This window comes from Variovorax humicola, assembly GCF_037889915.1.
Classification (GTDB): Bacteria; Pseudomonadota; Gammaproteobacteria; order Burkholderiales; family Burkholderiaceae_C; genus Variovorax; species Variovorax humicola.
In genome coordinates this window covers 395,634-417,898 of sequence record NZ_JBBKZV010000002.1, presented here as the reverse complement: position 1 = coordinate 417,898, position 22,265 = coordinate 395,634, and the positions used below count along the sequence as shown (strand labels likewise).

At 60.7% G+C, this 22,265-nt stretch carries 27 protein-coding genes and 1 pseudogene; 8 read left to right on the top strand and 20 right to left on the bottom strand.

Annotation, left to right across the window (positions count from 1 at the left end; translation table 11 throughout):
* Nucleotides 1-14: 14 nt before the first annotated feature.
* The 7 genes and pseudogenes from WKW80_RS05840 to WKW80_RS05810 form a co-directional block, all read right to left on the bottom strand.
* Nucleotides 15-278, bottom strand: coding sequence for a phosphopantetheine-binding protein (locus tag WKW80_RS05840; RefSeq protein WP_340362600.1), 264 nt, complete (start codon nucleotides 276-278; stop codon nucleotides 15-17).
* Entirely contained in the window at nucleotides 275-1,747 is a 1,473-nt protein-coding gene (locus tag WKW80_RS05835) for a hypothetical protein (RefSeq protein ID WP_340362599.1), read from the bottom strand. Before WKW80_RS05835 ends, WKW80_RS05840 begins: the two co-directional genes overlap by 4 nt.
* 5 nt (nucleotides 1,748-1,752) lie before the next feature.
* Nucleotides 1,753-3,333: an AMP-binding protein gene (locus WKW80_RS05830; RefSeq protein WP_340362598.1), complete on the bottom strand. Its 1,581-nt coding sequence runs from the start codon at nucleotides 3,331-3,333 to the stop codon at nucleotides 1,753-1,755.
* A gap of 204 nt (nucleotides 3,334-3,537) precedes the next feature.
* A pseudogene (locus WKW80_RS05825) lies at nucleotides 3,538-3,657 on the bottom strand (IS66 family transposase); the annotation flags it as partial.
* A 135-nt stretch (nucleotides 3,658-3,792) separates the two neighbouring features.
* Nucleotides 3,793-4,503: an NYN domain-containing protein gene (locus WKW80_RS05820; RefSeq protein ID WP_340362597.1), complete on the bottom strand. Its 711-nt coding sequence runs from the start codon at nucleotides 4,501-4,503 to the stop codon at nucleotides 3,793-3,795.
* 4 nt (nucleotides 4,504-4,507) lie between these two features.
* On the bottom strand, nucleotides 4,508-5,299 hold the full coding sequence (locus tag WKW80_RS05815) for an endonuclease/exonuclease/phosphatase family protein (RefSeq protein WP_340362596.1): 792 nt from the start codon (nucleotides 5,297-5,299) through the stop codon (nucleotides 4,508-4,510).
* Between the two features lie 146 nt (nucleotides 5,300-5,445).
* Complete coding sequence (locus tag WKW80_RS05810) at nucleotides 5,446-6,039, bottom strand: recombinase family protein (RefSeq protein WP_340362595.1); 594 nt, start codon at nucleotides 6,037-6,039, stop codon at nucleotides 5,446-5,448.
* Between the two features lie 159 nt (nucleotides 6,040-6,198).
* Between WKW80_RS05810 and WKW80_RS05805 the strand changes: the two genes are divergently transcribed.
* Both WKW80_RS05805 and WKW80_RS05800 read left to right on the top strand, forming a co-directional pair.
* The gene (locus tag WKW80_RS05805; protein WP_340362594.1) at nucleotides 6,199-6,933 is read left to right on the top strand and encodes a DUF4145 domain-containing protein; all 735 of its coding nucleotides are present in this window, start codon (nucleotides 6,199-6,201) and stop codon (nucleotides 6,931-6,933) included.
* 467 nt (nucleotides 6,934-7,400) lie between these two features.
* Nucleotides 7,401-7,775, top strand: coding sequence for a hypothetical protein (locus WKW80_RS05800; RefSeq protein WP_340362593.1), 375 nt, complete (start codon nucleotides 7,401-7,403; stop codon nucleotides 7,773-7,775).
* 84 nt (nucleotides 7,776-7,859) lie between these two features.
* Here the strand turns inward: WKW80_RS05800 and WKW80_RS05795 are convergent, their stop codons facing one another.
* From WKW80_RS05795 to WKW80_RS05770, 6 genes are all read right to left on the bottom strand, one after another.
* Nucleotides 7,860-8,288 carry a hypothetical protein gene (locus WKW80_RS05795; RefSeq protein ID WP_340362592.1) on the bottom strand — a complete coding sequence of 143 codons (429 nt, stop codon included), beginning with the start codon at nucleotides 8,286-8,288 and terminating at the stop codon, nucleotides 7,860-7,862.
* Complete coding sequence (locus WKW80_RS05790; RefSeq protein ID WP_340362591.1) at nucleotides 8,285-8,623, bottom strand: hypothetical protein; 339 nt, start codon at nucleotides 8,621-8,623, stop codon at nucleotides 8,285-8,287. The genes WKW80_RS05795 and WKW80_RS05790 overlap by 4 nt, the downstream gene beginning before the upstream one ends.
* Before the next feature lie 15 nt (nucleotides 8,624-8,638).
* Nucleotides 8,639-8,935 (bottom strand): hypothetical protein, encoded by a 297-nt coding sequence (locus WKW80_RS05785; RefSeq protein ID WP_340362590.1) that lies wholly within the window; start codon nucleotides 8,933-8,935, stop codon nucleotides 8,639-8,641.
* Nucleotides 8,936-9,175: 240 nt separating this feature from the next.
* Nucleotides 9,176-9,580, bottom strand: a complete 405-nt coding sequence (locus WKW80_RS05780) for a hypothetical protein (protein WP_340362589.1) — start codon at nucleotides 9,578-9,580, stop codon at nucleotides 9,176-9,178.
* Nucleotides 9,580-10,056 (bottom strand): hypothetical protein, encoded by a 477-nt coding sequence (locus WKW80_RS05775; protein ID WP_340362588.1) that lies wholly within the window; start codon nucleotides 10,054-10,056, stop codon nucleotides 9,580-9,582. The genes WKW80_RS05780 and WKW80_RS05775 overlap by 1 nt, the downstream gene beginning before the upstream one ends.
* Before the next feature lie 230 nt (nucleotides 10,057-10,286).
* Nucleotides 10,287-10,649, bottom strand: coding sequence for an XRE family transcriptional regulator (locus WKW80_RS05770; RefSeq protein WP_340362587.1), 363 nt, complete (start codon nucleotides 10,647-10,649; stop codon nucleotides 10,287-10,289).
* A 312-nt stretch (nucleotides 10,650-10,961) separates the two neighbouring features.
* On the opposite strand from WKW80_RS05770, the gene WKW80_RS05765 reads away from it, so the two are divergent.
* Both WKW80_RS05765 and WKW80_RS05760 read left to right on the top strand, forming a co-directional pair.
* Nucleotides 10,962-12,248, top strand: coding sequence for a DUF4145 domain-containing protein (locus WKW80_RS05765; protein ID WP_340362586.1), 1,287 nt, complete (start codon nucleotides 10,962-10,964; stop codon nucleotides 12,246-12,248).
* Between the two features lie 26 nt (nucleotides 12,249-12,274).
* Nucleotides 12,275-12,712 (top strand): DEAD/DEAH box helicase family protein, encoded by a 438-nt coding sequence (locus WKW80_RS05760; RefSeq protein WP_340362585.1) that lies wholly within the window; start codon nucleotides 12,275-12,277, stop codon nucleotides 12,710-12,712.
* A 253-nt stretch (nucleotides 12,713-12,965) separates the two neighbouring features.
* Here WKW80_RS05760 and WKW80_RS05755 read toward each other — a convergent pair whose 3' ends face one another.
* The 6 genes from WKW80_RS05755 to WKW80_RS05730 all read right to left on the bottom strand — a co-directional run bounded on the left by WKW80_RS05755 (nucleotide 12,966) and on the right by WKW80_RS05730 (nucleotide 16,901).
* Nucleotides 12,966-13,967, bottom strand: a complete 1,002-nt coding sequence (locus WKW80_RS05755; protein ID WP_340362584.1) for a hypothetical protein — start codon at nucleotides 13,965-13,967, stop codon at nucleotides 12,966-12,968.
* A 63-nt stretch (nucleotides 13,968-14,030) separates the two neighbouring features.
* A complete protein-coding gene (locus WKW80_RS05750; RefSeq protein ID WP_340362583.1) occupies nucleotides 14,031-14,675 on the bottom strand; it encodes a DUF6988 family protein in 645 nt (214 codons plus the stop codon).
* A 1-nt stretch (nucleotide 14,676) separates the two neighbouring features.
* Nucleotides 14,677-15,063: a hypothetical protein gene (locus WKW80_RS05745; protein ID WP_340362582.1), complete on the bottom strand. Its 387-nt coding sequence runs from the start codon at nucleotides 15,061-15,063 to the stop codon at nucleotides 14,677-14,679.
* A 420-nt stretch (nucleotides 15,064-15,483) separates the two neighbouring features.
* A complete protein-coding gene (locus WKW80_RS05740; protein WP_340362581.1) occupies nucleotides 15,484-16,017 on the bottom strand; it encodes a hypothetical protein in 534 nt (177 codons plus the stop codon).
* Between the two features lie 11 nt (nucleotides 16,018-16,028).
* On the bottom strand, nucleotides 16,029-16,310 hold the full coding sequence (locus tag WKW80_RS05735; protein ID WP_340362580.1) for a hypothetical protein: 282 nt from the start codon (nucleotides 16,308-16,310) through the stop codon (nucleotides 16,029-16,031).
* Between the two features lie 123 nt (nucleotides 16,311-16,433).
* Nucleotides 16,434-16,901 carry a bifunctional DNA primase/polymerase gene (locus WKW80_RS05730; RefSeq protein WP_340362579.1) on the bottom strand — a complete coding sequence of 156 codons (468 nt, stop codon included), beginning with the start codon at nucleotides 16,899-16,901 and terminating at the stop codon, nucleotides 16,434-16,436.
* 418 nt (nucleotides 16,902-17,319) lie between these two features.
* Here WKW80_RS05730 and WKW80_RS05725 point away from each other — a divergent pair, with 418 nt between their 5' ends.
* From WKW80_RS05725 to WKW80_RS05710, 4 genes are all read left to right on the top strand, one after another.
* Complete coding sequence (locus WKW80_RS05725; RefSeq protein ID WP_340362578.1) at nucleotides 17,320-17,610, top strand: hypothetical protein; 291 nt, start codon at nucleotides 17,320-17,322, stop codon at nucleotides 17,608-17,610.
* Nucleotides 17,611-17,831: 221 nt separating this feature from the next.
* Entirely contained in the window at nucleotides 17,832-18,053 is a 222-nt protein-coding gene (locus WKW80_RS05720; protein ID WP_340362577.1) for a thermonuclease family protein, read from the top strand.
* A 100-nt stretch (nucleotides 18,054-18,153) separates the two neighbouring features.
* Nucleotides 18,154-18,621, top strand: coding sequence for a hypothetical protein (locus tag WKW80_RS05715; RefSeq protein ID WP_340362576.1), 468 nt, complete (start codon nucleotides 18,154-18,156; stop codon nucleotides 18,619-18,621).
* A gap of 81 nt (nucleotides 18,622-18,702) precedes the next feature.
* Complete coding sequence (locus WKW80_RS05710; RefSeq protein ID WP_340362575.1) at nucleotides 18,703-19,056, top strand: hypothetical protein; 354 nt, start codon at nucleotides 18,703-18,705, stop codon at nucleotides 19,054-19,056.
* On the opposite strand, the gene WKW80_RS05705 is transcribed toward WKW80_RS05710, so the two are convergent.
* Nucleotides 19,057-22,239, bottom strand: coding sequence for a type I restriction endonuclease subunit R (locus WKW80_RS05705; protein WP_340362574.1), 3,183 nt, complete (start codon nucleotides 22,237-22,239; stop codon nucleotides 19,057-19,059). It abuts the gene before it with no gap.
* Between the last annotated feature and the right edge of the window lie 26 nt (nucleotides 22,240-22,265).

Below are 22,265 nucleotides of genomic sequence, written 5' to 3'. Positions count from 1 at the left end.
CGACTGCCGCAGCTTTAACGCACGGCCCTTGACTGTTCCGCGTCGACGAACTGCTCGATCAGGTTGATCGAATCGAGCAGGTCCGCGTCGAAGTCGACGTCACCAAAATCGATGCCGCATGCGTCTTCGAGGTACATAACCAACTTGGTCATCGAGAGCGAGTCGAGCCGGCCGCTCGCGAACAGCGAGTCATCATCCGAAACGGCGCCTTTGTCGCCCAGCCCTGCAAGGCTTTGCAGAATGAATTCGCGCAGTCTGGTTTTGTCGTTGGATTTCATACGTTGATTCCGAAGAGACTGAACATGAAGCGGAGACGGTCAACCAATGCGACGCTGCGCGACTCGTCGCCAAAGATGTGAATGCAGACCACGACAGACCACACGCAAAGCGCCGACCAGAGCTTTCCAACGAAGCTCGTAGACAACTTCCTGCCTGCATTCATGCGGGCCTGGGAAATTCCAATCGCGAAGGCCAGTATCGAGCAATAGAACAGGTAGCTCGTGAAGCTCTCCAGGGCGCCCTGCAGGCCCATGGAGACAACAAACTTGATGTCCCTGATGAAATGGAAGATCGCGTTACCAACCCCGGCCGCCATGAAGGTTGCCACGAAGACGCGCAGCCGCGGATGATTGCGAAAGACCTTGAGAAAGGTTGGAAGGAAGAAGAGCTCGACCAGGAGTTCCTTGAAATAGTAGTAATAGCGGTTCCAGAACTCCGCCAGCGTGCGCGACTCCAACGGCCGCCAGGTGTTGCGCGGCAACCGATATCCTGCAAGCCGCGCGATCGCGACGATCTGATGCCCGAAGACGGCGAGAGCGATCGCGCCGTGCAACGTTGCCCAGATCAGACTGCCCCAACTCACGGCGATCTGATACGGATCGCCTCGAAGGAAAGCGCTCACCGCCGACTCGGTCAACGGGATGTGCAACTGACGTTCGCAGACCCAGGACAATGCGTTCTCGAGCATCCACAGCACGGCCGCCCAGCCCATCAGCTTCAACCCCTTGATTTGCGTGATGGCCAATTCCTCGGGAGTTTTAGCTTCGTGCTTTCGCAGAAAGGCCGCGCCCTTGCCAAAGGGCGCCGTGGTCGATCCCCACAAGGGATGAAGAATGCCCATCTGGAAAGAGAGCGGGCCCCGCGAGCGCGAGCGTTGGTCCGCCAGGCCATAGGCCAGGAACCATGTGTAGGCCGTGAGCACGCTCAAGATGGCCCACAGGGCGGCCCGCGCCGCACCGTGCACCAGCGGCGAGCAGGCCAGCATGCAGATGGCAGTCTCGAGCAACAGCAAGGCCACGACGGGGCGTCGAACAAACAGCAAATCCCTGTGCCGGCGTGCAAGGGCGAAAGCACCCCATGCACAGCCGAAAAACAGTACCAGCGCCCCAATGGCAAGCCGAGGGGCCATGGCATCCGAAAGACCTTCCTGCGCCAGGATGGTGCCGATTTCCTCCAGGCCGTAGTACGGATGACGAACAAGGATGCCAAGCGAAGCCACCACCACGACCCAACTGCGATAGCGAGGCAGGTAGGCGCAAGCCGCAGCGGCCAAGACGACCATGAACCCCGCCGAAATTCCCTTGGCAATGGCGGCGAACAGGGCCACCAGCACCAGTTTGCCGAGTGGCGACTGCGCGAAGCGAACGCTGCTCTCCCGTTCGTCGATGGCCCAGAGGTTGCGAAGGTCGGCAAGAACGGAGCCACGGCTTTTCCCCTCGCGCCCAACTGCTGCCTGTACCGCCGACATAGGCATCAGGCAACCTCTTGCGCGAGCAATTGCCGCAGGGCATTCCGGTCGACCTTGCCGCTCTGATTGAATGGCATGTCTTCCAGGGCCACGATCCGGCTCGGAACCATGTAGGCAGGAAGCCTCGTCTTCAGTTCCGCGCGCACTTGCACATCGTCGAGGTCACTCGCCCCGACGAAAGCCACGAGGCCCTGGGCATTGCCGTCATTCAACGGCCAGGCCACGGTTCCAACCACGTCGGCATTCGTCACATTGCGCAAATGCGCGTCGACCTCTTCGAGCTCGATGCGATGGCCCAGGATCTTGACCTGGTTGTCGATGCGACCGAGGCAGTGGAATGCTCCCGTCGAATCCCGCATGGCAAGGTCGCCGGTCAAGTACCAGCGTTTGCCGTCGATCATCGGAAACTTTTTGGCGGTGAGTTCCGGCGCATTAAGGTAGCCGTCGGCGAGCTGCACGCCTGCCAGGGCGAGTTCGCCGTGCGTACCGTCCGGCACTTCTTTTCCATGTTCGTCCAGCACTGCCGCCTCGCTGCCGACCATCGGAATTCCGATCGACATGATGTTGCGGCCCGGCGTCAGCGGATGGGGATCGCCGATGTCCTGGGCCAGGCAAAAAATGGTGGCTTCGGTGGGGCCGTAGAGATTGACGATGGAACTGTTGGGAGCGGCCCTTTGCCATGCCGTGACCACGCCGTCCGGCAACTGCTCACCACCGAAAGTGGTGATCCGCAAGCTCGGCATCGCGTGGGGAACCAGTGCCTTGACCTGACGCAACATGCCGGCGAGGGACGGCACCGAGCTCCACACGGTCAAGGCGTTGTCGCGGACGAATCTCACTGCGTTCATGGCGCGCAATGCCGGCATCACATGCAGGGAAGCACCCGCGTGCCACGTGGGATGCATGTTGTGCCCCGCAAAGTCGAAAGTCAGTTCGCAGGTCTCGATCGCACGATCCGATGGGTTCAGGTCGAGCAATTTCCCCACCTCTTCGACATAGATGCATATCGAGCCGGCCGACACCATGACGCCCTTGGGCGTCCCGGTCGTGCCCGACGTGAAAATGATGTACGCCGTGTCGCGGGCGCCGACTGCAACTGGCTCGCTGGAATCCGCAGGCGGTAAGGCTTTCAGGTCGACGCGCGTCTGCCACGTTCCTCCGTCCGCGGGGAGTTCACTGGCGCGCGGGCATATCACGAGCGGTGGACATGCCTGCAGCACCTCCGCGCTGAGCAGCTTCACGCCCTGGTCATCAGCGATGATCGCCGACAGGTCGCACAGCGACAGCAGGGTCAGCAAGCGCTCCGTCGGAATCTTCGGGCCAATCGGCACATAGGTTGCGCCAGCCCACGCAGCGCCCAGCACGCCAAGACAAGCGATGGCGCTGCGGGAAGCAAGGATGCCGACACGTGGACGAGCCCCATCGGGCCGCTGCCAGAGCGGACTTTGCCGCAAGCATGCCGCCAGTCGCGCGGCTTGACTGGCAGCTTCGCCATATGTGATCGTCTGTCCTTCGGAAGCGATCGCCAATGCATCCGGGGTTGAACGGCCGTGCTTCCATACCGAGAGCGCAAGGTTGTAATTCATGCAATGTCCTGAACCAGGGTTTTTGGAAGGCGATTGCCGTTCTCACGGCTAACCTGGGATTGGCTCCGAAGGCGGGAAATATTAAGACAATTGTTTCCAAACTGATGCATGCAAGACAGCCTACCGTGGCTCCTCCGAACGGGCTACCCCCCCGGGGCACCGCGACAGGGCGCGCCGCGACATGGCGGCAAAGCAGCACACGCCCTCATAGCCCGAGTATGCGTCAGCCTGCAGGATGCCGTGGTAGCGCTTGAGGTGTTCGAGCGGGTGCTTGCCCTGGCGGTCCGGCGAGTAGCGGAACCACACTGCCGGTGGGTCGTGGCTAATGCGGGAATCGAAAGGTCGATTTGGCAATAGACGCACGCCGTATCTCGTGCCAGCACCTCTTGCTCAAGTGGGCTCGGGATGTTCCATCGATTCATGAATCTTCCCATTCCGCTCTTTACAGCCGCGCTGCTGTCACTTTGGGCGTACTTCAACGTGCACGAACCCAGTTGCATCGGGCACGTCCGCCACTTCGAGGTAGGGTTGCTTCCTGACAAGCTCGCTGAGTCGCTTGAATCCATAGTTGCGCGCGTCAAACGAGGTGTGGTTCTTGCCGAGGTAAGAACCAACAGTTGCGAGGCGGGTCCAACCGTTCTCACGAAGCGTTTCGCGGATCGCGTGCAGCAACAGCCCCTTGAGATCCGGAACATCGAGTACGGGTTGAGTAACAGCCGACTCGGGAGATTTTTTCAGCACCTCAAAGAAGACGAATTTGTCGCAGGCGGCGATGAACGGCTCCGGTGTCTTGCGCTCCCCAAGCCCGTAGACCACCTTCCCAGCCTCGCGCATGCGAGTCGCCAGGCGTGTGAAGTCGCTGTCGCTCGAAACAATGCAGAAACCGTCCACATTGCCGGCGTACAGCAGGTCCATCGCATCGATGATGAAGGCCGAGTCGGTAGAGTTTTTGCCCTGCGTGTACGCGAATTGTTGAATCGGCTGGATCGCATGACGATGCAGATGCGCCTTCCAACCAGTCAGGTTGGTGGTTGTCCAATCTCCGTACGCACGCTTTACCGTAGCCGTGCCGTACTTTGCAACTTCCTCAAGGAGTTCCTGGACAACCGAAGAGGACGCATTATCTGCATCGATCAAAACTGCCAAGCGCGTGGAATCCGAATTTGCCAAGGACTCATTCTCCTTCTTCGAGCGACACGACGATTGGATTGTGGTCGCTCATGGTTGCCCATTCGCCAGCGGATTCAATGCTGGCGCTCACAAGGTGCGGCAAGAAATGGTGGCTGATGAAAATCCCGTCGCAGTGGTAGGCCGTCGCAGGGTTGCGCGTCCAACGCAGTGTCTGCGGCAGATTTTCATTCGGGCTCATAGTCTGCCATGCGTTGACCACGCCAAACTCCCTGCGCAATCGCGTAAGGAGCTGCCGTTCGCCCAGGGAGTTCGTCATGGGTGCCTCAGAAGGATGCCGCAACGCGGTGGTCACGTTGAAGTCGCCGCAGATGACGAGGGGCGTGCCATCCCAAACTCTTGCAACTTGGTCAAGGACCGCGCTGACAACTGGCAGATACGGACCTGGCGAAGGCGCATGAATGCTGACTACGAATACGGCCTGAGTTCGCCCTCCGACAATCACGCCATGGGCCTTTGCCGCAACGACCCAGCCGTTCAGTTCTGGTAGTTCGACTGGTTCGAGGACATGCTTTCTCGAGAATATTGCGCTCCCCCATTTCCGGTGCTGCGGGACCAGGGCATGCACGCAGCTCTTGAATGTCGAAAACTCATCCTCTGGAAAGTACTGACCGGGATGCAGTGACTCTTGAGCGCAAACAATGTCCGGCTCAAACTGGCGAAGTAGCTGAACCCAATGATTGTCAGCCCGAGTGTTGCCACGGTTTCTCAGGTTGTACGACACGATTTTCATCGACTGATTGTCCTGTCGTTTTTCGTCGAAAAGGAATGATGCCATTGGGCTCCGCGCGGTCCAATGCCCGCTGCAGGCACCCTCATGCCCGGTAGATCGGGCGAAATGATAGTCGGCGGCCCTCTGGATGGCACATTGGTGCCTGCGAGCGACGGCGATTAGCGGGCTCTGCTGAGCCGCCAGAGTCGAGGCTATCGGAGTGCCCCGTCCTGCTGAGCGTCTCGCACCCGCATAATCGTCTGCCGGCTTGTCTTGTGCCCCCGGGCGATCGCCGCAATCGCCTCACCCGCATCCAGGCGACGCACCACGTCGGCAACTTCGGATGCCTTAAGGGCCGACGGCCGTCCAAGAGTTTTTCCGTCCGCCTTTGCGCGCGCCAAGCCGGATTGCGTCCGTTCAATCAACAGGTCTCGCTCGAATTCCGCGACGGCAGCGATGACGCCCATCGTCATCTTGCCCGCCGGGCTTGTGAGATCCACGCCTCCAAGCGCCAGGCAGTGAACACGGACACCGAGTCCCGTCAGTGCCTCCACCGTTGCCCGTACGTCCATCGCGTTGCGCCCAAGCCGGTCCAGTTTGGTGACGACGAGAACATCGCCAGCCTCCAACTTGTCCAAGAGCTTGCCGAAGCCTGCCCGCTCCGAAGCAGCAACCGAACCTGAGACGGTTTCGGTGATCGTGCGTTGCGGGGTGACAGTGAAGCCGGCCGCAGCGATCTCTTGCACTTGATTGTTGGTGGTCTGATCAGAGGTGCTGACGCGGCAGTACGCGAAGACGCGAGTCATGATGAAAAAAACTCCAGTACATGTCCGAAAACGTAGTCCGTATATTGACACATGTCCATAAGTGAGTCGAGCTATTTTTTGGACATATGCAGTGAGGATGTACGAAATCGGTCGATTTTGAACAGTCGAGGCGGCATGTCACTCGGTTAGGCTTGCTGCATGAACAAAGAAATCTGGAAGAGATCGATCTGGGATCAGAAGTGCCCGCCTTGGCCTTGCCCAAGTTGCAGCGCGGGAGTGGTTGCAGTCGAGCCCGGGTCCTTCAAGCATGCGCCCACGAAGGCGTCAATTGCAGAGAGCGCCGAGGATTGGTGGGGGCCAGAGAACGTGGTGCATTCATTCGTCGCTTGGGGCATGTGCAGCAATGCACTCTGCTCGGAGGCGTTTAGCTTGGCCGGCACGGGAACAGTGGAGATAGTTCCGGACGAGCAAGGCGGCGCAGACTACGAGGATGCTTTCGAGTTGCGCTACTGTCATCCAACGCTGCGGTTGATCACACTTCCTAAACAGTGCCCAGATAGCGTCGCAGAGGCTTTGACATTTGCCTTCTCACTCTATTGGGTGGATCGTCCCGCTGCGGCGGGTCGAATTCGGGTGGCGGTTGAAAGACTTCTTGATCATCTCGGGATACCCGCGAAAAGCAAGAAGGGCGGCTACCTGCCGCTCGACCAGCGAATCGATGCCTTTTCCAAGAATGACCCGGCGAACGGTGCACACCTTATGGCACTAAAGTGGTTGGGCAATGTCGGCAGCCACACTGACTACGTCAACGCTGATGATCTGCTTGCGGCGTTTGAGATCACTGAGCATGCACTTGCAGAAATCATCGACAAAAAGTCCGCGTCGATTGCCAGGCTCGCAGCAAGCATCACCGCGAAGTATGGGAAGCCGTGATGGCCGAAAGACTTGTATCAATGGGTAAATGCTGTCGCCTGCGCGCTTGGCGCGACCCGCCGCTATGCTGCCGAGGCTGGACGATGACGCGGGGCATTATGGATGTATGGATGTCGTCGCGAGAGACGCCATGTGGCGCCGTCAAAATGCGGTGCTGCGGCCTCACGGTCGGTCGCGCCTCGGTGCTTGGCCGGACTCAAGCACGGCCGCTTGCGCTATGGCGATCTCGACATCGCCGTGCCGACCGCGCGTGCCACGCTTGACGGGCAAGGGGCCGACCGGCCGGTCAGTTTGATAAAGGTGGTTGCGTTTACGCGATCAAAGCGCGGCCGGCGAGCAGGTGGCGAGCTTCGCCGAATGCCCAGGTCAACTTCGCAACCGGCAGTCTTTCAGCAGAGTGACGTGCGTTTCAAACGCACCCGGCAAGTCCAAGTCAATTTTGCGTTCCCAACTCAATAAAGGACGTGATGTATCGCAATCAGAATTCCGTAGAAATTCGCAGCCGAGACTTCTGGGTCAAGGTTGTTGAAATGCTTCAGCAGAACTGGGCACTCATCGACGACGACACAGATTCAAAGCAGTGCACCGTCTACTTCGTTGACGATCTGTCTCGCGTGTTCGACCGGCTGCCCTTCAAGGATTTCGCTGAGGCGGAGGCCGCACTTGCACGAAATGGTTTTGATCGCTTTGCTGACTCCAGTTCGTTGCAGGAGTTTCTTGTTCCGCCGGAGCCCCCATTTGTTAAAGGTTGGTACCCGAGTGGTGGGATCTATTCCTCAGGTCAGTATTGGATCTCCGGGGGTATGTCGGTTGCCAGGAGGAAGCGCAAGCCCAGTACATGATGACGGAGATGAAGAGGCCAAGGGTGAAGACGTCATAGACGGGAGTCATCGGCAATCCCGCTTCAGTTCACCCCTGAGCCGCCGTCATGGCGACCTCGCGAGCAGGTTGCAGTTGCGCTCGGTGTACAGGTAGCGCGCGGCCTGCGTGGCTTGCTCATCAATTTTGGCAACACCGCCGACCCGCCCCACGAAACGCCGCTCGGCGTCGGCCTCCCCCTCCGCAGTGTCCCGACCGAAGTACATGCCGATGAAGAAGTCGCGGCTCATGCCGCGCTTGATGTCAGCCGACCCCACATCGTAGAAGTACCCCCAGAACTCTCGGGCCAGCGCCAAGGCGGCGCGGTCGAGAGCAGGGCCGTCCTTTTGCCTTTCCGCGTAGGTGCCCCCCGACCTTGCGCGATACCACGCGCACTCGCCGTACAGGCGCAGGGTGTTGGAGACATGCGGGTCGGTCAGGCCAGCATGGGAGCCGAGAGATGCGACGGCCAGCGCCGCGATGAGGAGGCGCTTCATGATTTCCTGACCGAGACAGCACGGTACAGACCCCAAAGAATTAGGAAGCACAACCAGAACAGCACTACTGGAACGACAGCCATGAACAGCAGGTCGTTGCGGTAGCGGATGTCACCGTCCTTCATGAATTCCCTGCGCCACCCCGACGCCACTTCAGAGCAGTTGGGGCGATTTTCTTTGTGGCCTGCCCATTCGCGGTAGCAGGCGGCGCTCATATCCGTGTAGATGCTTTGGGCTTCGTCCATCTGGTTGCTGCGGACCCATATGGGCCCTACGAGCATGGACAGCAGGGAAAGGACCAGCGCCAGCCGACGCCAACTGATGCGGCGCTTCATTTCAGCCTCGCAACCTTACAAAGGCCCGCTTCGCTGGGACCAGACGAGAGTACGTCGAGTCTCCTCGTTGAGCATCCAGCAGAGGTCTACGCTGTAGCCATCGGGCAGATGCACAAAGGCCCGCAGGCGTTGGGCCTCCTTGCCATAGTTCCCGTCCTGGAAATATTGGGCCTCCTTGCCCTTTGCCCATGAGATGGCTGCAACGGCCTGCTTGCTCATGAAGACAAGTTCGGGGTTGTGTGCCGCGCTGGATATGCCCGAGTTGGCGCTGATGGAAGCGGCGACCAGCGCCGCAGTGACGATGAGATTCATAATTGACTTAGATGGAAATGACGCGAGGCGAGCCCTTTCCTCTACGTTTTCCTTAGCGAAGGCTTGATGAGAGGCTCGGTTGTGAATAAGTCCATCGCCGAGCACTGCACCAGTTCGCCCGGATTGCTTGCGAGCGTCGCGGAGAGCATTTCCTGGCAGTCGAGCTGGCTTTGGCGTGGACGAGATCGGGCGGCGCGCCCAGGCCGTGCATGAACCATATGAATACCCAGATCGTTGTCGTCATTTGTGCAGCTCGACCTTGGTGAAGTCGGTGGGGTAAAGCATGGCCGATGCGCCGTGCTGGTCCCACCACTGCACCATCCCGTTGTAGTTCGTCCAGCAGCCGAATATGGTTCGGCCTGTGGCGCCGCGCACATACGCCACGTATCCTCTGGATAGAGCGCATGTGCCAGCCTGCTCGTCGGTCAGGTACAGCGAGCCGGGCGTGTTGTTCAGCAAGCTGGGGGTGGACACTATGTCTGCAACGGATGTCAGGTGCTTGACGTAAGTCACATCGGCCTGCGCAGCCATGCATGTCATCAGAGCAGCGGTCACGGCAAATTTAGTCCTGTTCTTTTGAACGAGTAGTTTGCGCCCGGCGCTGCGAGCCGCAGTCAGGATTGCTTGCTTTATGGCTTGCGTCATCACAGATCCTTGGCGTCTTCAGCCTTGACAGCGTCGTAGGCCGCGAAGTCCTTCACCGCTACGATGGCAGTCGTCGAGCTGTACGGCTTCACGACCAACGCATGGCCGCCCCTGGTCCACGCGTACTCGTTGGCCTCCGGATTCGATGTCGTCGGCTCACCGAACTTCGATACCAGCGCCTGGGTAACGTCCCTTGGGTTCTCCACGCCGGCAGCAGCAACCCCTATGACCTTGCCCCGGTACAGGTTGATGAGAAAGACTTCTACTGGCTGGCCGGCGAGCGTCTGGCTGGGGCTGCCGCACAGCGTCTTGGCGCCGCTCTTGCGTGTGGTGAAACCAGCCGGGCAGCTCGCCATGTCCGCGCCAAGGGCGTAGCCCTTGAGGCTGAAGGTCGCGTCCGGGCCAGTCTGCGCCGAAGCGCCCACTGCCGAAGCAGCGATGGTGCTGGCAAAGGTGATCATCCTGAGGCGCTTCATGTTCAGAACTCCTGCGACGCTTTGCGGCATTCGACGGCGAGCGTCATCTTGTCGGACTGACTGCAGTGAAGAAGCAATGCGGCTGTGAGATTGCGATGGACCTCGGACATTTTGTTTTCCTATAAAGAGGGTGACATCACCCACGCATGCACTCAGATGCAGTGCATGCGTCGACGCCTGTCGTGATGCCCCGTGAACGGGACTGGTGCCCCTTGTTTGGGGCTCAAGCCTCAGGAGGCTTCGTTGCGCTGGCGGTAGCGCGGCTCAGGCCGCGGCGGTGGCTCGGCGTCCATGTTCCAGCGCGCGCCGAAGCTCGCCATGTACGCCACAACGCGCTCGATCTCGTCATCGCTGAGCACCTGGAATGCCGCCATGAAGAACGCTCGCGTCACGCTGATTTCGCGCGGTGCTTGCCCGCCTGTGTGCTTGCGCCACTGCTCCGGCTGCACTGCGAACAGGCGCGCCATTTCATAGGCCGTGAGCCCGAACTGCTCCTTGAGATCTTGGAGGTCTTTCGGTGTCGGCGCGCGATAGTCAGTGACCGGCGGCGTGATTCGCATCGGCTTCGCGTGGTCGTCGCTGGAAACCGTCACGGCGGCTTGGAGGCTGCGAATGGATTCATCGGTGTACGTCCTTGTAGGGGTGAGGGCGCTGCGTTATCGCTGCACCACGGAATGAATTTTACCGACCCTTTGGGTCGCAAACGGCAATACTTGAGCGAAGTGCTCCGTGCACTAGTTCACGAAAGCCCCTGCGGGCCTCAGGTTGTGTAGCAGCCCTGCTCGCTCGGTGAATCGCCGGACCTTTAAAGGCAGGCGACGCAATGGCGACAACGTCATTCCGTGAAACTTGTTGATGGAGCCCGTGGACGATTCATGTATCGTCCGGGCGTTCTTACCTCCCGCATGGCAACGATGGCATCGTCGAGCAATTTCGCTTTCCTGTCCGAACACTCGCAACTGCTAGCAGAACTGGGCGCCAGCGCAGAAAGGCTGTTCCCCTTCGAGCCTGCGAGCTGCGTCGTGAAGCTGAGGTTGCTCGCGGAGGCGATCACGCAAGATATTGCAGCACGGATCGGCGTGACCCTTTCACAGCCAACCCAGGCCGAGTTGCTGCGGGCAGTCGATATGCGGCTCGGGATGGATGCGCAAGTCCGGCAATTGTTCCACCTGCTGCGACGCACTGGCAACCTGGCCGCACATGAAGTCGAACATCGGATTGGCTTCCGAGAAGGTTTGGATGCGATCAAGGTTGCTCGCGAGATATCGGTCTGGTTTCATCGCAGCTTCGGCAAGAACCCAGACTTCAAGGCCGGCCCCTTCGTCATGCCGGACGATCCGAGCCGCCGATTGAGCGAACTACAGCAGCAGATACAGCATCTTGATGCGCAACTTCAGGACGCGCAGACCGTACAGGCGGCTCAAGCTAGGGCGGCGGAACTACTGGAAGAGCATGCTGCGCATGAGCGCGCCATGGCCCAGCGAGCCCACGAAGAAAAACGCCATCTATCAGCAGCTTGCAGAAGAGGCCAGCCACGTGTTGTGCAGCTTCAGGCCGAGTTTGACGCTCAGCTCGAAAAAGATCGCGTTCGCGCCGGTGAAGAGTCCGTCAGCAAGTTCGCCAATCGCGCGGCAGAGGCTGCCAAGAAGGTCCAGATCGACGAAGCGACCACCCGCCAGATTATCGATCTGCAATTGATGGAGGCAGGATGGGAGGCTGACACGATTCAGCTTACCTACTCGCGGGGCGTGCAGCCTGAACGCGGAAAGAACAAGGCCATCGCGGAATGGCCCATCAAGGGGCGCCAGGCCGCTGACTACGTGCTGTTCGCAGGATTGACGCCCGTCGCGGCCGTCGAAGCCAACGTCAGAACGTCAATGTCTCCGGGAAAATTCCACAGGCGGAACGCTATGCACGTGGGTTCGTGCAAGGAACAGATCACGAGCCCGCTTGGAGGGTTGCAGGTCGAGCGGACCCTTGGTCGGACGGCCAAGGTGGCCACTTCGAGCTGCCCTTCGTCTATTCCAGCAATGGTCACGCGCAGGTCAAGCAATTGGCCGAACTCAGCGGTACGTGGCACCGAGATGTTCGGGAACCATCGAATACATCAAGATCGCTTCCGGGATTTCATTCGCCGCATGGGCTCATCAACCTCCTTACCCGAAGTCGGGAGGCAGCGCAGCAGCGGCTGAAGGATGAGGGATTCGCGTACCTGCGCTTGCGTGATTATCAGAACGAGGCGATTGCGGCGGTCGAAAGCGCAATCGGAAACGGCCAGACAAACTGCCTTGTTGCCATGGCAACAGGCACTGGCAAGACCCGGACGATCATCGGCTTGATGTACCGGCTGCTGAAAGCTGAACGATTTCACCGCATCTTGTTTCTCGTAGACCGGACTGCCTTGGGAAATCAAGCTCAGGATGCATTCAACGAGGCCCCCCTGGAGCAGAACCAGCCGTTGTCCAAGATATTCAACGTCGCGGAGTTGGGCGACATGGCTGCCGAGGCCGAAACCCGCGTTCAGGTGGCGACCGTGCAGGCGATGGTCAAGCGAATCTTTGGGAGCGACGCTCCGCCACCCGTCGATGAATATGACTGCATCATTGTTGACGAAGCACATCGCGGCTACCCGATCCCGAAGAACAGGCCAACATAGTCTCGAAGGTGGAGGCCATATATGCATTCGCTGATCGCCTTGAAGCTCGCGTTGTTCAAGCCCAAGCGGCCACCGACCGCCTGACGCCTGCGCTGCTGGCCAAAGCCTTCCGCGGCGAGCTCGTGCCGCAGGACCCTGCCGATGAGCCGGCGAGTGAGTTGCTGCGACGGCTCGCATCTCACCCACCGCCGCCCATGGCTAAAAGGCAAACTCGAACCGCCTGACCGTATTGGTCGGCGACTTATTGACCTGCCTACTCGAAGCCCTCCGCCGTTTCAATGATGAGGCTAGAAATGCCTCCGTCGGGTCCATCGCTCTGCTCACCTGAAGGATAGGTGGGGATCTCGCCGCCCCTCTGCACTTTCGCCACACCACCAAAGTAGCGTTCAAGAACCGATGTGCGCGAACTAACGGACCGCTGGGCGAATGGATAGTCTTGAGAGAAAGTCAGCATCAGCCCCGGCGCTGAGGAAAATGCTTCGGTGATTCGCGGCACCTCCCCACGCCCAATGTTTGCCCGCTTGTAGGTTCGTTGCCCAGTAGTCTTCAGCAACTCGTGAATCGTCCTCGACCAGTCATCATTGGGCACACCTAGCTGAAACGGCCGCCCGTCCCTATTCAGAAGAATGTCACCGAGAAGGCGAGCTAGCGAACGGTCGGCAGTTAGCTTTTGATCTGCTCGGCTTACCGCCCATGGACATTGATCGGCCCACGGAATGTCTTCGGGATACGCAACGCCGTCATGCACAAGAGCGTAGCGTGAACCTCGACCTTTTTCCTTGAGGAGTCGCATCCCCGGCGCGAGCCCTCCAGACACAAATTCAAATGGTGGCCATCCCCTGAATAACTGAAGTTGTGCGTCCGAGGACGACAGGCTATGGGTCCCGTTAGTTGACATCTTTGCTTGCAGCAGGATGGCACGTGCAGACTTTCGACTTGCCTTGGTGTGTTGGTGGACCACGAGCAGATCGGCGAGCTCGACTCGGCTTGGAGGCGTTCCGAACGACACTTGAGGATGTCCATGACAGAACACTCCTGACAATTTCAGATAGATGCCTTTTGATCGCAGCATCGGGGCCCATCGATGCGCCAAAATTCCAACTCCGTCCGTCACCAATGTCGCAACGTAGTCCTCTTCACGGGCTCTTTTTTTGGCGAGCTCCCCAGCGAGGCGATGCGAGTGCCAGATCGCGGCATTGGCACCCGAGTACAGACTTTCACGTTCGTGGATTGCTAGGAGGCTTGCGAGTGGCATGGATAGTCTTGGTTTCTGCGTCAGGAGGCTTTCCGCCGCGCAGCCGGCGTGCAATGCATGCAGTTAGCTTTGTGAGGTCGGTGGCATGCATGAACCATGCTTTTCCCGCAGTAGGCGCATGCGTGGCACCAAGGCGGGGTCTTGGACTGCAATGACCGCGGCATTTGCCACGTACAACAGCATCAGGTTTCGATTCCAGACCACGGCCATCAATTTATCGCTGGGGTATGACGGCATCAGGGCATGAGCGACTGCCTGCGATCCGCTGTGCACAAACGAATGCATTGCCTTGATCGTAGACAATAGCCGCGATAGTTCGACGGCAAGGAGTGGAATCTGCTGGCCGATGTGGTTGAGCATCGTTGCGATGGGCAACTGCTCTGCGGGTTCCCGATGCCTAGGCCCTTCAATGGGCGTGGTGAACTTGTCGAGCCACTCGTCGTCTGCGCACTGCGCGGTCCAAGCGGCCCGCACCACGGCCTCGAAGTGCAGTCTGCACAGAGCCAAGGCCGTGCCGGTCAATCCAGCCTCGATCAGCAAGCGCTGACTTAGGGCATGCTCGAAGGCGGTGCCACATAACGCCAAGGTGATGACGCCCCGCTTCGACCGTGGCTGGCACTTGCGCAGCAGGTTGTCCATGTCTTCGTCCAGAGCCTCGCTGGCTTCCAGCAATTTGGCAAGGTGGGCGTCATCGTCCAGCTCGCTCAACTTACGCTCCTGCCGTCTCGATGTCGGGTGGCATCGTGTCGAGCTTGCGCAGCCACCGGGCGAGGCACGCCAACTCATCGTCACACAGGCCAGCCCACTGGACCAACTCAGGTAGCGCGGCGGCTCGCTCCTCCGCGAAACTGGCGCGGATGCCCGGCCGTGTTGCACGAGAAATCGCAATGACTTCGTCGCGGCCGAGGCCGCGGGCACATGCGTCGAGTACTGGCGCGGTGGCGCGTCGGATTAACTCGCCATCGGAGAAAAGCTCGGCCAGGTTGAGGGGCTGGGGTTGGGGTTGCTGGCTATCGATCACGTGACAGTCGGATGCGAGGAGACCGTCATTCTGCTTCGATGATGCCCGATGCAAGGCGGTGTGGGTCGATGGCATGTGGTAGGTGACGTTGCAGACCTACGGTCCCTCCGACGAATCTCATGGGCCAATGTGCCCCCTCAATCGCCCAACACTGACCCTGATGCGGCCACGCTGTGCCGCGCGCTCGGTCAAGCCGCGCCAGTGAGTGACGGTCGCGAGATCCTCGGCGTGGCTTCCTATAGCACCGTGGTCATCCCAATTGGCCGACCAGGCCGAGCCATCCCAATGCGCGAAGCAACGCTGGCTGCCTACCGCCAGCAGCACCTCATACGTGCCCCGTCGCTCGGGCCGGAGGGTCGCCGGAAACCACGGGGAATAGGTGGGGTCACCACTGTAAGTGTGCATGTGCGGGTTGTCCTGGACCAAAGCTCTGAGTGCTATCCGGCGACTCGCCAGCAACCCCGCGGGCCGCGAGGTTCACCGCCCATTCGAGATTCACCGCCCATATGACCGAGGTTTGAACTTCGAGGCGCGGAATGCGGGCTCCGGCTCCGGAGGATCGGCTTCGTGAGGCCGCCAATGCGCGCTGCCAGTGATGCGCGCCCGGGCAATGCGGACCTCGACCGCCGTCCACAGCAGCAGGTGCGCGAGCACATGCTTGGGCGCCTCCTCCAGCAGCACGCGCATGGCGAAGTGCCACTCGCCCGGGGCCGTGTAGGTGCGCATCATGCGCAACTCGTGCCGCAGCAGGCAGCCGGCCTCGTCGGTGGACTGCTCGACCAGCAGTTCCAGCTCCTCGGTGCTGACAAACCAGCGCCATTCGTCGTACTTCTCCTGAAAGCGCCGGTCCTTTTCCCGTCGCTGCTCCATGCGCTCCAGGCCCTCGGCCAGCATGGCGCATTTCGCGGTCCGGTCATCACCCTCGCGGCGGCGCTTCCAGTACGCACTGCACTCGTTCCACCATGACTGCTCGAACAACCCCTCGTTCATCGGCGGCATCAGCAGCCGGTCGAGGTCGATGCGGGGCACGCCACCCATGGTCATGACTTCGGTGGCCACGGCGGCATTACCGGGTCGCCCACCAGCATGGACGGGCCCCCGCGTGCGCGTGAGGAAGCCAGCCGCGCCCAAGCCACGCAGCGACCCAGAGCACGGGCTTCATCGAGCTGGGCGCGGGTCGTGATCTTGAACACGTCGCGCTTGCAGTTGTCGCAATAGCGTACGTCCGGCGCAAAGGTCGGGCGCAGTTCGGCCCAGGTCTTCGAGCACACGAAGCTGAATTCGCAAGGATCGGGCGCGTCAGTGCCGAGAGTGCGAGTCATTTTGAATTCTCGTGGGGGACAGTGCGGCGCGGTGAACGCTCATGATAGTCGGACGGGTTGAGCGCATGCATGAAGTCCACCCACTTCGCCCGGCCATCAAGGCCCGTAATGTGCGGCAGCAGCTTATTCACTTCGGTCAGGTCGCCAACCAAGCTCGGCGGGGTCGGGTGGCGCGTGCGACCCGCCAACGGCCCGGGTCTTGGCGTCGCTGACCACAACCAGGCCCGCCAGCTCAGCTACCTCGCGCAGTTCGACCATCAGCTCCCGCATTTCCGCTACCGTCACTTCAAGCAGGTCGGCCGGACGCATCTTGTTCAGCGGCGGCACGAGTCGATAAGGTGCGCCGCTCGGGTGCGTGCCGTCGGTCACAATCTGGTGGCCTTCCCCGAGAAGCTCGATCTTCTGCCCGCCCTCGAACTCGATGGCAGTCTTGCGCATGGGCTCACTGGTACGCATCAGCAGCATCGCGCGCCCGACCCGGCCGAAGCGCCGGGCGGCCTCCCGTCCGTACCGTGCCAGGGTGAATCGCCTTGCGTGGGTCAACAGCAGGGCGGTGGCCGGTTCTTTGGTGTCGAAGTCGATGGCCGCCATGTTCAATGCATCCGCAGTCGGCCCGCGCCCGGAGGTCGAGCCCAGCGCCAACCCGAAGTTGCCGCCCGCCTTGGCAACCTTGTCCAGATCACCGCGCGTGTAAGGCTTCCACGGTCGCGTGCTGCCGGGCTTCGGCCGCCAGAAGTCCTTGCGCCAAATGCTGCCGGTCGGGGTACAGGGGAAGGCGGGCGCCTTTGGGGAATTTCGTGGCCGCGCCACTTCAGGTGGACGCCACCGACACCCCGCGCAACAATGGCCGGCGTGACCACCCCGAACCGTCCATGGCCCTTCCATGTCGAGGAGCGCAAGCCCGTGCCGCAGCAGGGCGGGCAACCTGTGCCTGACCCTACCCCTGCCGCACCGTGCCGGCCCAGGACGATGCGGGCGTGCCGGACAAGGGCGACGACGAGCAGCCCGCATGACCGCGCCCGTGATGCCCGCGCTCCAGTCCCTCCTGCCCGAGGCCGAGCGGCGCGAGCCCGAGCGCGCGATGCTCGACACGCTTCAGGCCGTTGCCGGCGATCCCCGAGCCAGCGCCGCAGCCCGGGTGCGTGCCGCCAAGGCCCTTCTGGAGCACTTCAAGTCATCGAAGGTCATTGTGCCCCGGCGCGGTGGCAAGGGCTCGCGCAACGGACTCGCCCCACGCACGAGCGAGGAACTGCGCGAGGCGCTGGCCCAGGTGCAGGCTCGCAAAGCTCGACTCCAGTAGGCCGGGTATGAGAGCCGAGCCATGAGAGAACCTGCCAGCTACGCAAGCGCATCGCGCCGGCCCGCACGCAGGAGAGAGGACGTGGCGAGCGAGCTGGGCCCGACCCGCGAGGGAAGTGAAGGCCAGACCGGCCTTGCTCAGGCCGTCGCGGGTGGGCAACCTTCTAGAATTTTGCCGACGGGGCTTTCTCGCACTTAATCGCCGGGCCCGCGCTGCTGTACATGATGCCTCGGCGAAAGCTAACGGTGGACTGGAAGAAGCTGGACCGCTACGGTCGCGTGGTGGGCAAAGTGCTGCAGCAAGGACAAGACATGAACCGGGTGCAGGTGAAGCGCGGCATGGCCTGGATCTACGTGGCCTACCCGAAGGAGCAGACACCAACCGACGGCGTGGCCTATGCCGATGCCGAACGGATGGCACGTACCCAGCGGCTGGGTCTGTGAGTTGAACCGGCTCCGATGGCGCCGTGGGAATGGCGGGAAAACGCAAAGCGCAAACTACCGGATGTGGGTCCGGATTCCGACTGAGGCAAAGGAAATCGAAATGGGCATGACACAAGGCGAACACGCCACGCAGTTTCTCGATGCCCTTTTGCGGCGGCGGGATGACCGTGGGCTCATCAAGCCGATATCAGGAAGCTCGATCCTGGAGGATGTCGGCGCGAGCCCGCGCGCGGGTGTCAACCTCGGACAGGCGCGTTCGCTTCTCGACTATGTGTGCACGGTCAGCGACGTGCCGTTGGTCGGACAGCTCATACTGCTTGGAAAAGAAGATGGCTGGGATGGAGCGTGGGTCACGTGGAGGCCATACCGGGCATTGCTCAGGGCGGCACCTCAACTAACCATCTGGACCGACAAACACGTGAACACCATTCGTGCTGGCTTGGCGGCGCCACAGGCGGGTGCAGTCAAGCTGTGGGAAGAAATCCAGCCACGTTCACATGAACTGCTTACCGCAGCGTTGCTGACGGCGCAGCGTGAGATCGACCGCTACGTGCGCGAGTGTTTGTGAACTGCCGCGCTACCCTTTCTGTCTGCAGGTTCTGATCCGATCTGTTGCGGACTGGTGTCCACCATGTGAAAGGAATCGAGTATGGACAAAGAGACTCGGAAGAGGTTGCGTGAGGAAGATCAGCAAGCCCTGAAGCGGCAACGCGAAGAACTGGTGGCAAGGCGCAGCAAGCCTTGGCCAGATAACGTGATGGCCGAAGCATCACTCATCTCGCTGGGTGGATCCGATCAGTACGGCATGCTGCCGTGGCGCGGGGAATATGGAGAATTGGAATGGGACAAGGAAAAAGAGGGATTGGCAATCCTCTATGCGCGCCAGGATGTCGCAACGGTGCTGTGCCTTCAGGCGCCAATGCTCAAAGCCATCGGGCAAGTGCGAACCTCCATCTACTTTTGCGCTGTGCTTCTCCTATACATCGCATACCGGGTGACCTAGCTAAGCCCAAGCCTCGCCCAGCGCCTTCGCCTGTTGCAGCACCAGGTCCACTGCGCCTTCCTGCTGATCGGGCGGGTATTTGTACTTGCGCAATATGCGCTTGACCATCAGGCGCAGCTTGGCCTGGACGCTTTCGCGCGCGGACCAATCGACAGTCATGTTGGCGCGAAGGTTGGCAGCCAGCTCGCTCGCGATCAGCTTCAACGTCTCGTCAGTGAGTTCGCGCACTGCGGACTCGTTGTTGGCGAGCGCGTCGTAGAAACGAACTTCATCCTCGGTCAGGCCGAGGACTTCGCCTCGTCCAGCCGCCTCGCGGAACTTCTTGGCCATCTGGATCAGCTCTTCCATCACCTGCGCGGCCTCGATAGATCGGTTTTGATACCGTTGCACGACGTTGGCCAACATGTCGGAGAACTTCTTTTCCTGGACAACGTTGCTGGCAAAGCGGCTCTTGATTTCACCCTCAAGCAAACGCTCAAGCAGTTCAACCGCAAGGTTGCGCTCGGGCAGATTGCGTACCTCTGAGAGAAATGCATCGTCAAGGATGCCGATGTTGGGCTTGTCCAAGCCCACCGCATCGAACACATCGACGACCTGATCGGAGACCACCGCCGAGTTGATGATCTGGCGGATCGCAAGTTCGCGTTCTTCGTCAGTGCGGCGCTTCTTCGTGAGGTCGCGCTTGGTGAGAATCACCTTGACGCCCTGGAAGAACGCGACTTCCTCGCGCACGGCCTTGGCTTCGTCCAGGGTGCAGCAGAGCGTGAATGCCTGGCTCATCGCAAGGGCCGTGTCGGCGAAACGCTGCTTGCCGTCCTTGACGCCAAGCACATGGTTGGCGGCACCTGCCAACGCCTTGTGCCCTTCGGTCAAGAAGCTGCTGTAGTCAAAGCCGTGCAGCATGGCGCGCAGCACGTCGAGTTTCTCGGCCAGCACGCTGTAGGCTTCATGCGCATCGACGGTTGGCCGCCCACGTCCGTTGCTGGCGGTGTACTCCTTCAAGGCTGACTTGAGTTCGTTCGCGATGCCGATGTAATCGACCACTAGGCCGCCCTGCTTGTCCCTGAAGACACGATTGACCCGTGCGATGGCCTGCATCAGGTTGTGACCCTTCATCGGCTTGTCGATGTAGAGGGTGTGCACACAGGGTGCATCGAAGCCGGTGAGCCACATATCGCGCACGAGCACCATCCGCAACGGATCGGCGGGGTCCTTGAAACGCTTCTCCAGCCGTTTCTTGACCTGGCCGCTGTAGATGTGCGGGCGCAGCAGAGCCTTGTCGCTGGCCGAGCCCGTCATCACGATCTTGACGGCGCCCTTTTCGGGATCGGCGTCGTGCCAGTCGGGGCGCAGCTTGATGATCTCATCGTACAGGTGGACGCAGATGTCGCGGCTCATGCCGACGACCATCGCCTTGCCGGTCTGCGCCTTGCTGCGTTCCTCGAAGTGCGCCACAAGGTCCGCCGCAACGCTGGCGATGCGCGGCTCAGCACCCACGACTTTTTCGAGCGCGGCCCAGCGGCTCTTGAGCTTGGCCTGCTCGCTGTCTTCCTCGTCTTCGGCCAGCTCATCGACTTCCGCGTCGATGTCAGCCAGCTCGTCCTTCAGCCCAAGCTTGGCGAGCCGCGACTCGTAGTAGATCGCCACCGTGGCACCATCCTCGCGCGCCTGCTGCATGTCATAGACATGGATGTAGTCGCCGAACACGGCGCGCGTGTCGCGGTCTTCACTGGAGACTGGCGTGCCGGTGAACGCGACGAAGGTCGCATTGGGGAGAGCATCGCGCAGGTGCTGCGCGTATCCGACTTGATACTTCTCGACTGTCGAGGGCGGCGGAGCAAGGGCAACGACGTGCGTGGCGGGCTCTCCAGAGCCAGTGGTTAGAACCGTGGCCGTCGGAGATGGACGCTGTTTGACCGTCTTGAGTTTGGCTTCGAAGCCGTACTGCGTGCGGTGGGCTTCGTCGGCCAGGACGACGATGTTGTGCCGGTCGGAGAGCAGGGGAAATGTGTCCTCATCCTCACCGGGCATGAACTTCTGGATGGTGGCGAAGACGATGCCGCCAGAAGGCCGGTTGCCGAGCAACGCACGAAGCTCTTGCCGGGTCTTCGCTTGCACGGGCTGCTCGCGCAACAGGTCTTGTGCCAGCGAGAAGACGCCGAAGAGCTGACCATCAAGATCGTTACGGTCGGTGATGACGACGATGGTTGGATTTTCCATCGCGGCTTCCTGCATCACGCGGGCCGCAAAGCACGTCATCGTGATGCTCTTGCCGCTTCCCTGGGTATGCCACACCACGCCCCCTTTGCCTTTGGTCGATGCAGCGCCATCAGGGCGTGATGCTGCAACCACCTGCGCGATGGCAGCCCGCACGGCGTGGAACTGGTGATAGCCCGCGATCTTCTTGACGAGCTTGCCATCATCCTCGAAGAGCACAAAAAAACGCAGGTAGTCGAGCAGGTAAGCCGGAGCAAGCACGCCGCGAACTAGAGTCTGCAATTCGTTGAACTGGCCTAGTGGATCGAGCGTGACACCATCGATGGTGCGCCATGCCATGAAGCGTTCGCGGTCCGCCGACAGCGAACCCAGCAGCGCGTCGGTGCCATCGGAAATGACGAGCACCTCGTTGTACTGGAACACATCGGGCGTTTGTTCCTTGTACGTCTGGATTTGGTCGTATGCCTTCCAGATATCCGCCTTCAAGTCAGCTGGATTTTTCAGCTCAATTAGGACGAGCGGCAGCCCGTTGATGAAAAGGATGATGTCCGGGCGGCGCGTGTGATGCGGGCCTTTGATGCTGAACTGATTGACCGCAAGCCACTCGTTGCGCGCGGGCTCGGCCCAGTCGATCAGCTTGACGAAATCACCGCGCGTTTCGCCGTCTTTTTGGAACTCCACCGGAACGCCCGTGACGAGAAGCTGATGGAAGCGTCGGTTGGCCGATAGCAGCGCGGGGATTCCGAGATCCAGCACCTGCTTGAGCGCGTCGTCGCGGGCGGCAGGCGGAATGCCGGGATTGAGGTTGGCAATCGAGTTGCGAAGTCGCTCGACAAGCACCACTTGGCGATAGTCATGGCGCTCGGGCGACGTGCCGTCAGGCGCAATGTCGGGACCGTAGACATGGGTGTAGCCCACATCGGTGAGCCAGCCAAGGGCTTCTTGTTCAAGCTGATCTTCTGTCATACGCTTTGCCCGGGACGAGAAAGGGG

Coding starts and splice junctions, on each gene's coding strand:
- WKW80_RS05835 (WP_340362599.1), bottom strand. CDS start 1,747: ATGTCGGCGGTACAGGCAGCAGTTGGGCGCGAGGGGAAAAGCCGTGGC.
- WKW80_RS05715 (WP_340362576.1), top strand. CDS start 18,154: ATGGGCATGACACAAGGCGAACACGCCACGCAGTTTCTCGATGCCCTT.
- WKW80_RS05800 (WP_340362593.1), top strand. CDS start 7,401: ATGTATCGCAATCAGAATTCCGTAGAAATTCGCAGCCGAGACTTCTGG.
- WKW80_RS05765 (WP_340362586.1), top strand. CDS start 10,962: ATGGCAACGATGGCATCGTCGAGCAATTTCGCTTTCCTGTCCGAACAC.
- WKW80_RS05730 (WP_340362579.1), bottom strand. CDS start 16,901: ATGGCGGCCATCGACTTCGACACCAAAGAACCGGCCACCGCCCTGCTG.
- WKW80_RS05755 (WP_340362584.1), bottom strand. CDS start 13,967: ATGCCACTCGCAAGCCTCCTAGCAATCCACGAACGTGAAAGTCTGTAC.
- WKW80_RS05790 (WP_340362591.1), bottom strand. CDS start 8,623: ATGAAGCGCCGCATCAGTTGGCGTCGGCTGGCGCTGGTCCTTTCCCTG.
- WKW80_RS05785 (WP_340362590.1), bottom strand. CDS start 8,935: ATGAATCTCATCGTCACTGCGGCGCTGGTCGCCGCTTCCATCAGCGCC.
- WKW80_RS05780 (WP_340362589.1), bottom strand. CDS start 9,580: ATGACGCAAGCCATAAAGCAAGCAATCCTGACTGCGGCTCGCAGCGCC.
- WKW80_RS05810 (WP_340362595.1), bottom strand. CDS start 6,039: ATGACTCGCGTCTTCGCGTACTGCCGCGTCAGCACCTCTGATCAGACC.
- WKW80_RS05795 (WP_340362592.1), bottom strand. CDS start 8,288: ATGAAGCGCCTCCTCATCGCGGCGCTGGCCGTCGCATCTCTCGGCTCC.
- WKW80_RS05720 (WP_340362577.1), top strand. CDS start 17,832: ATGATGCCTCGGCGAAAGCTAACGGTGGACTGGAAGAAGCTGGACCGC.
- WKW80_RS05735 (WP_340362580.1), bottom strand. CDS start 16,310: ATGACTCGCACTCTCGGCACTGACGCGCCCGATCCTTGCGAATTCAGC.
- WKW80_RS05775 (WP_340362588.1), bottom strand. CDS start 10,056: ATGAAGCGCCTCAGGATGATCACCTTTGCCAGCACCATCGCTGCTTCG.
- WKW80_RS05805 (WP_340362594.1), top strand. CDS start 6,199: ATGAACAAAGAAATCTGGAAGAGATCGATCTGGGATCAGAAGTGCCCG.
- WKW80_RS05725 (WP_340362578.1), top strand. CDS start 17,320: ATGACCGCGCCCGTGATGCCCGCGCTCCAGTCCCTCCTGCCCGAGGCC.
- WKW80_RS05745 (WP_340362582.1), bottom strand. CDS start 15,063: ATGCCATCGACCCACACCGCCTTGCATCGGGCATCATCGAAGCAGAAT.
- WKW80_RS05830 (WP_340362598.1), bottom strand. CDS start 3,333: ATGAATTACAACCTTGCGCTCTCGGTATGGAAGCACGGCCGTTCAACC.
- WKW80_RS05710 (WP_340362575.1), top strand. CDS start 18,703: ATGGACAAAGAGACTCGGAAGAGGTTGCGTGAGGAAGATCAGCAAGCC.
- WKW80_RS05840 (WP_340362600.1), bottom strand. CDS start 278: ATGAAATCCAACGACAAAACCAGACTGCGCGAATTCATTCTGCAAAGC.
- WKW80_RS05705 (WP_340362574.1), bottom strand. CDS start 22,239: ATGACAGAAGATCAGCTTGAACAAGAAGCCCTTGGCTGGCTCACCGAT.
- WKW80_RS05815 (WP_340362596.1), bottom strand. CDS start 5,299: ATGGCATCATTCCTTTTCGACGAAAAACGACAGGACAATCAGTCGATG.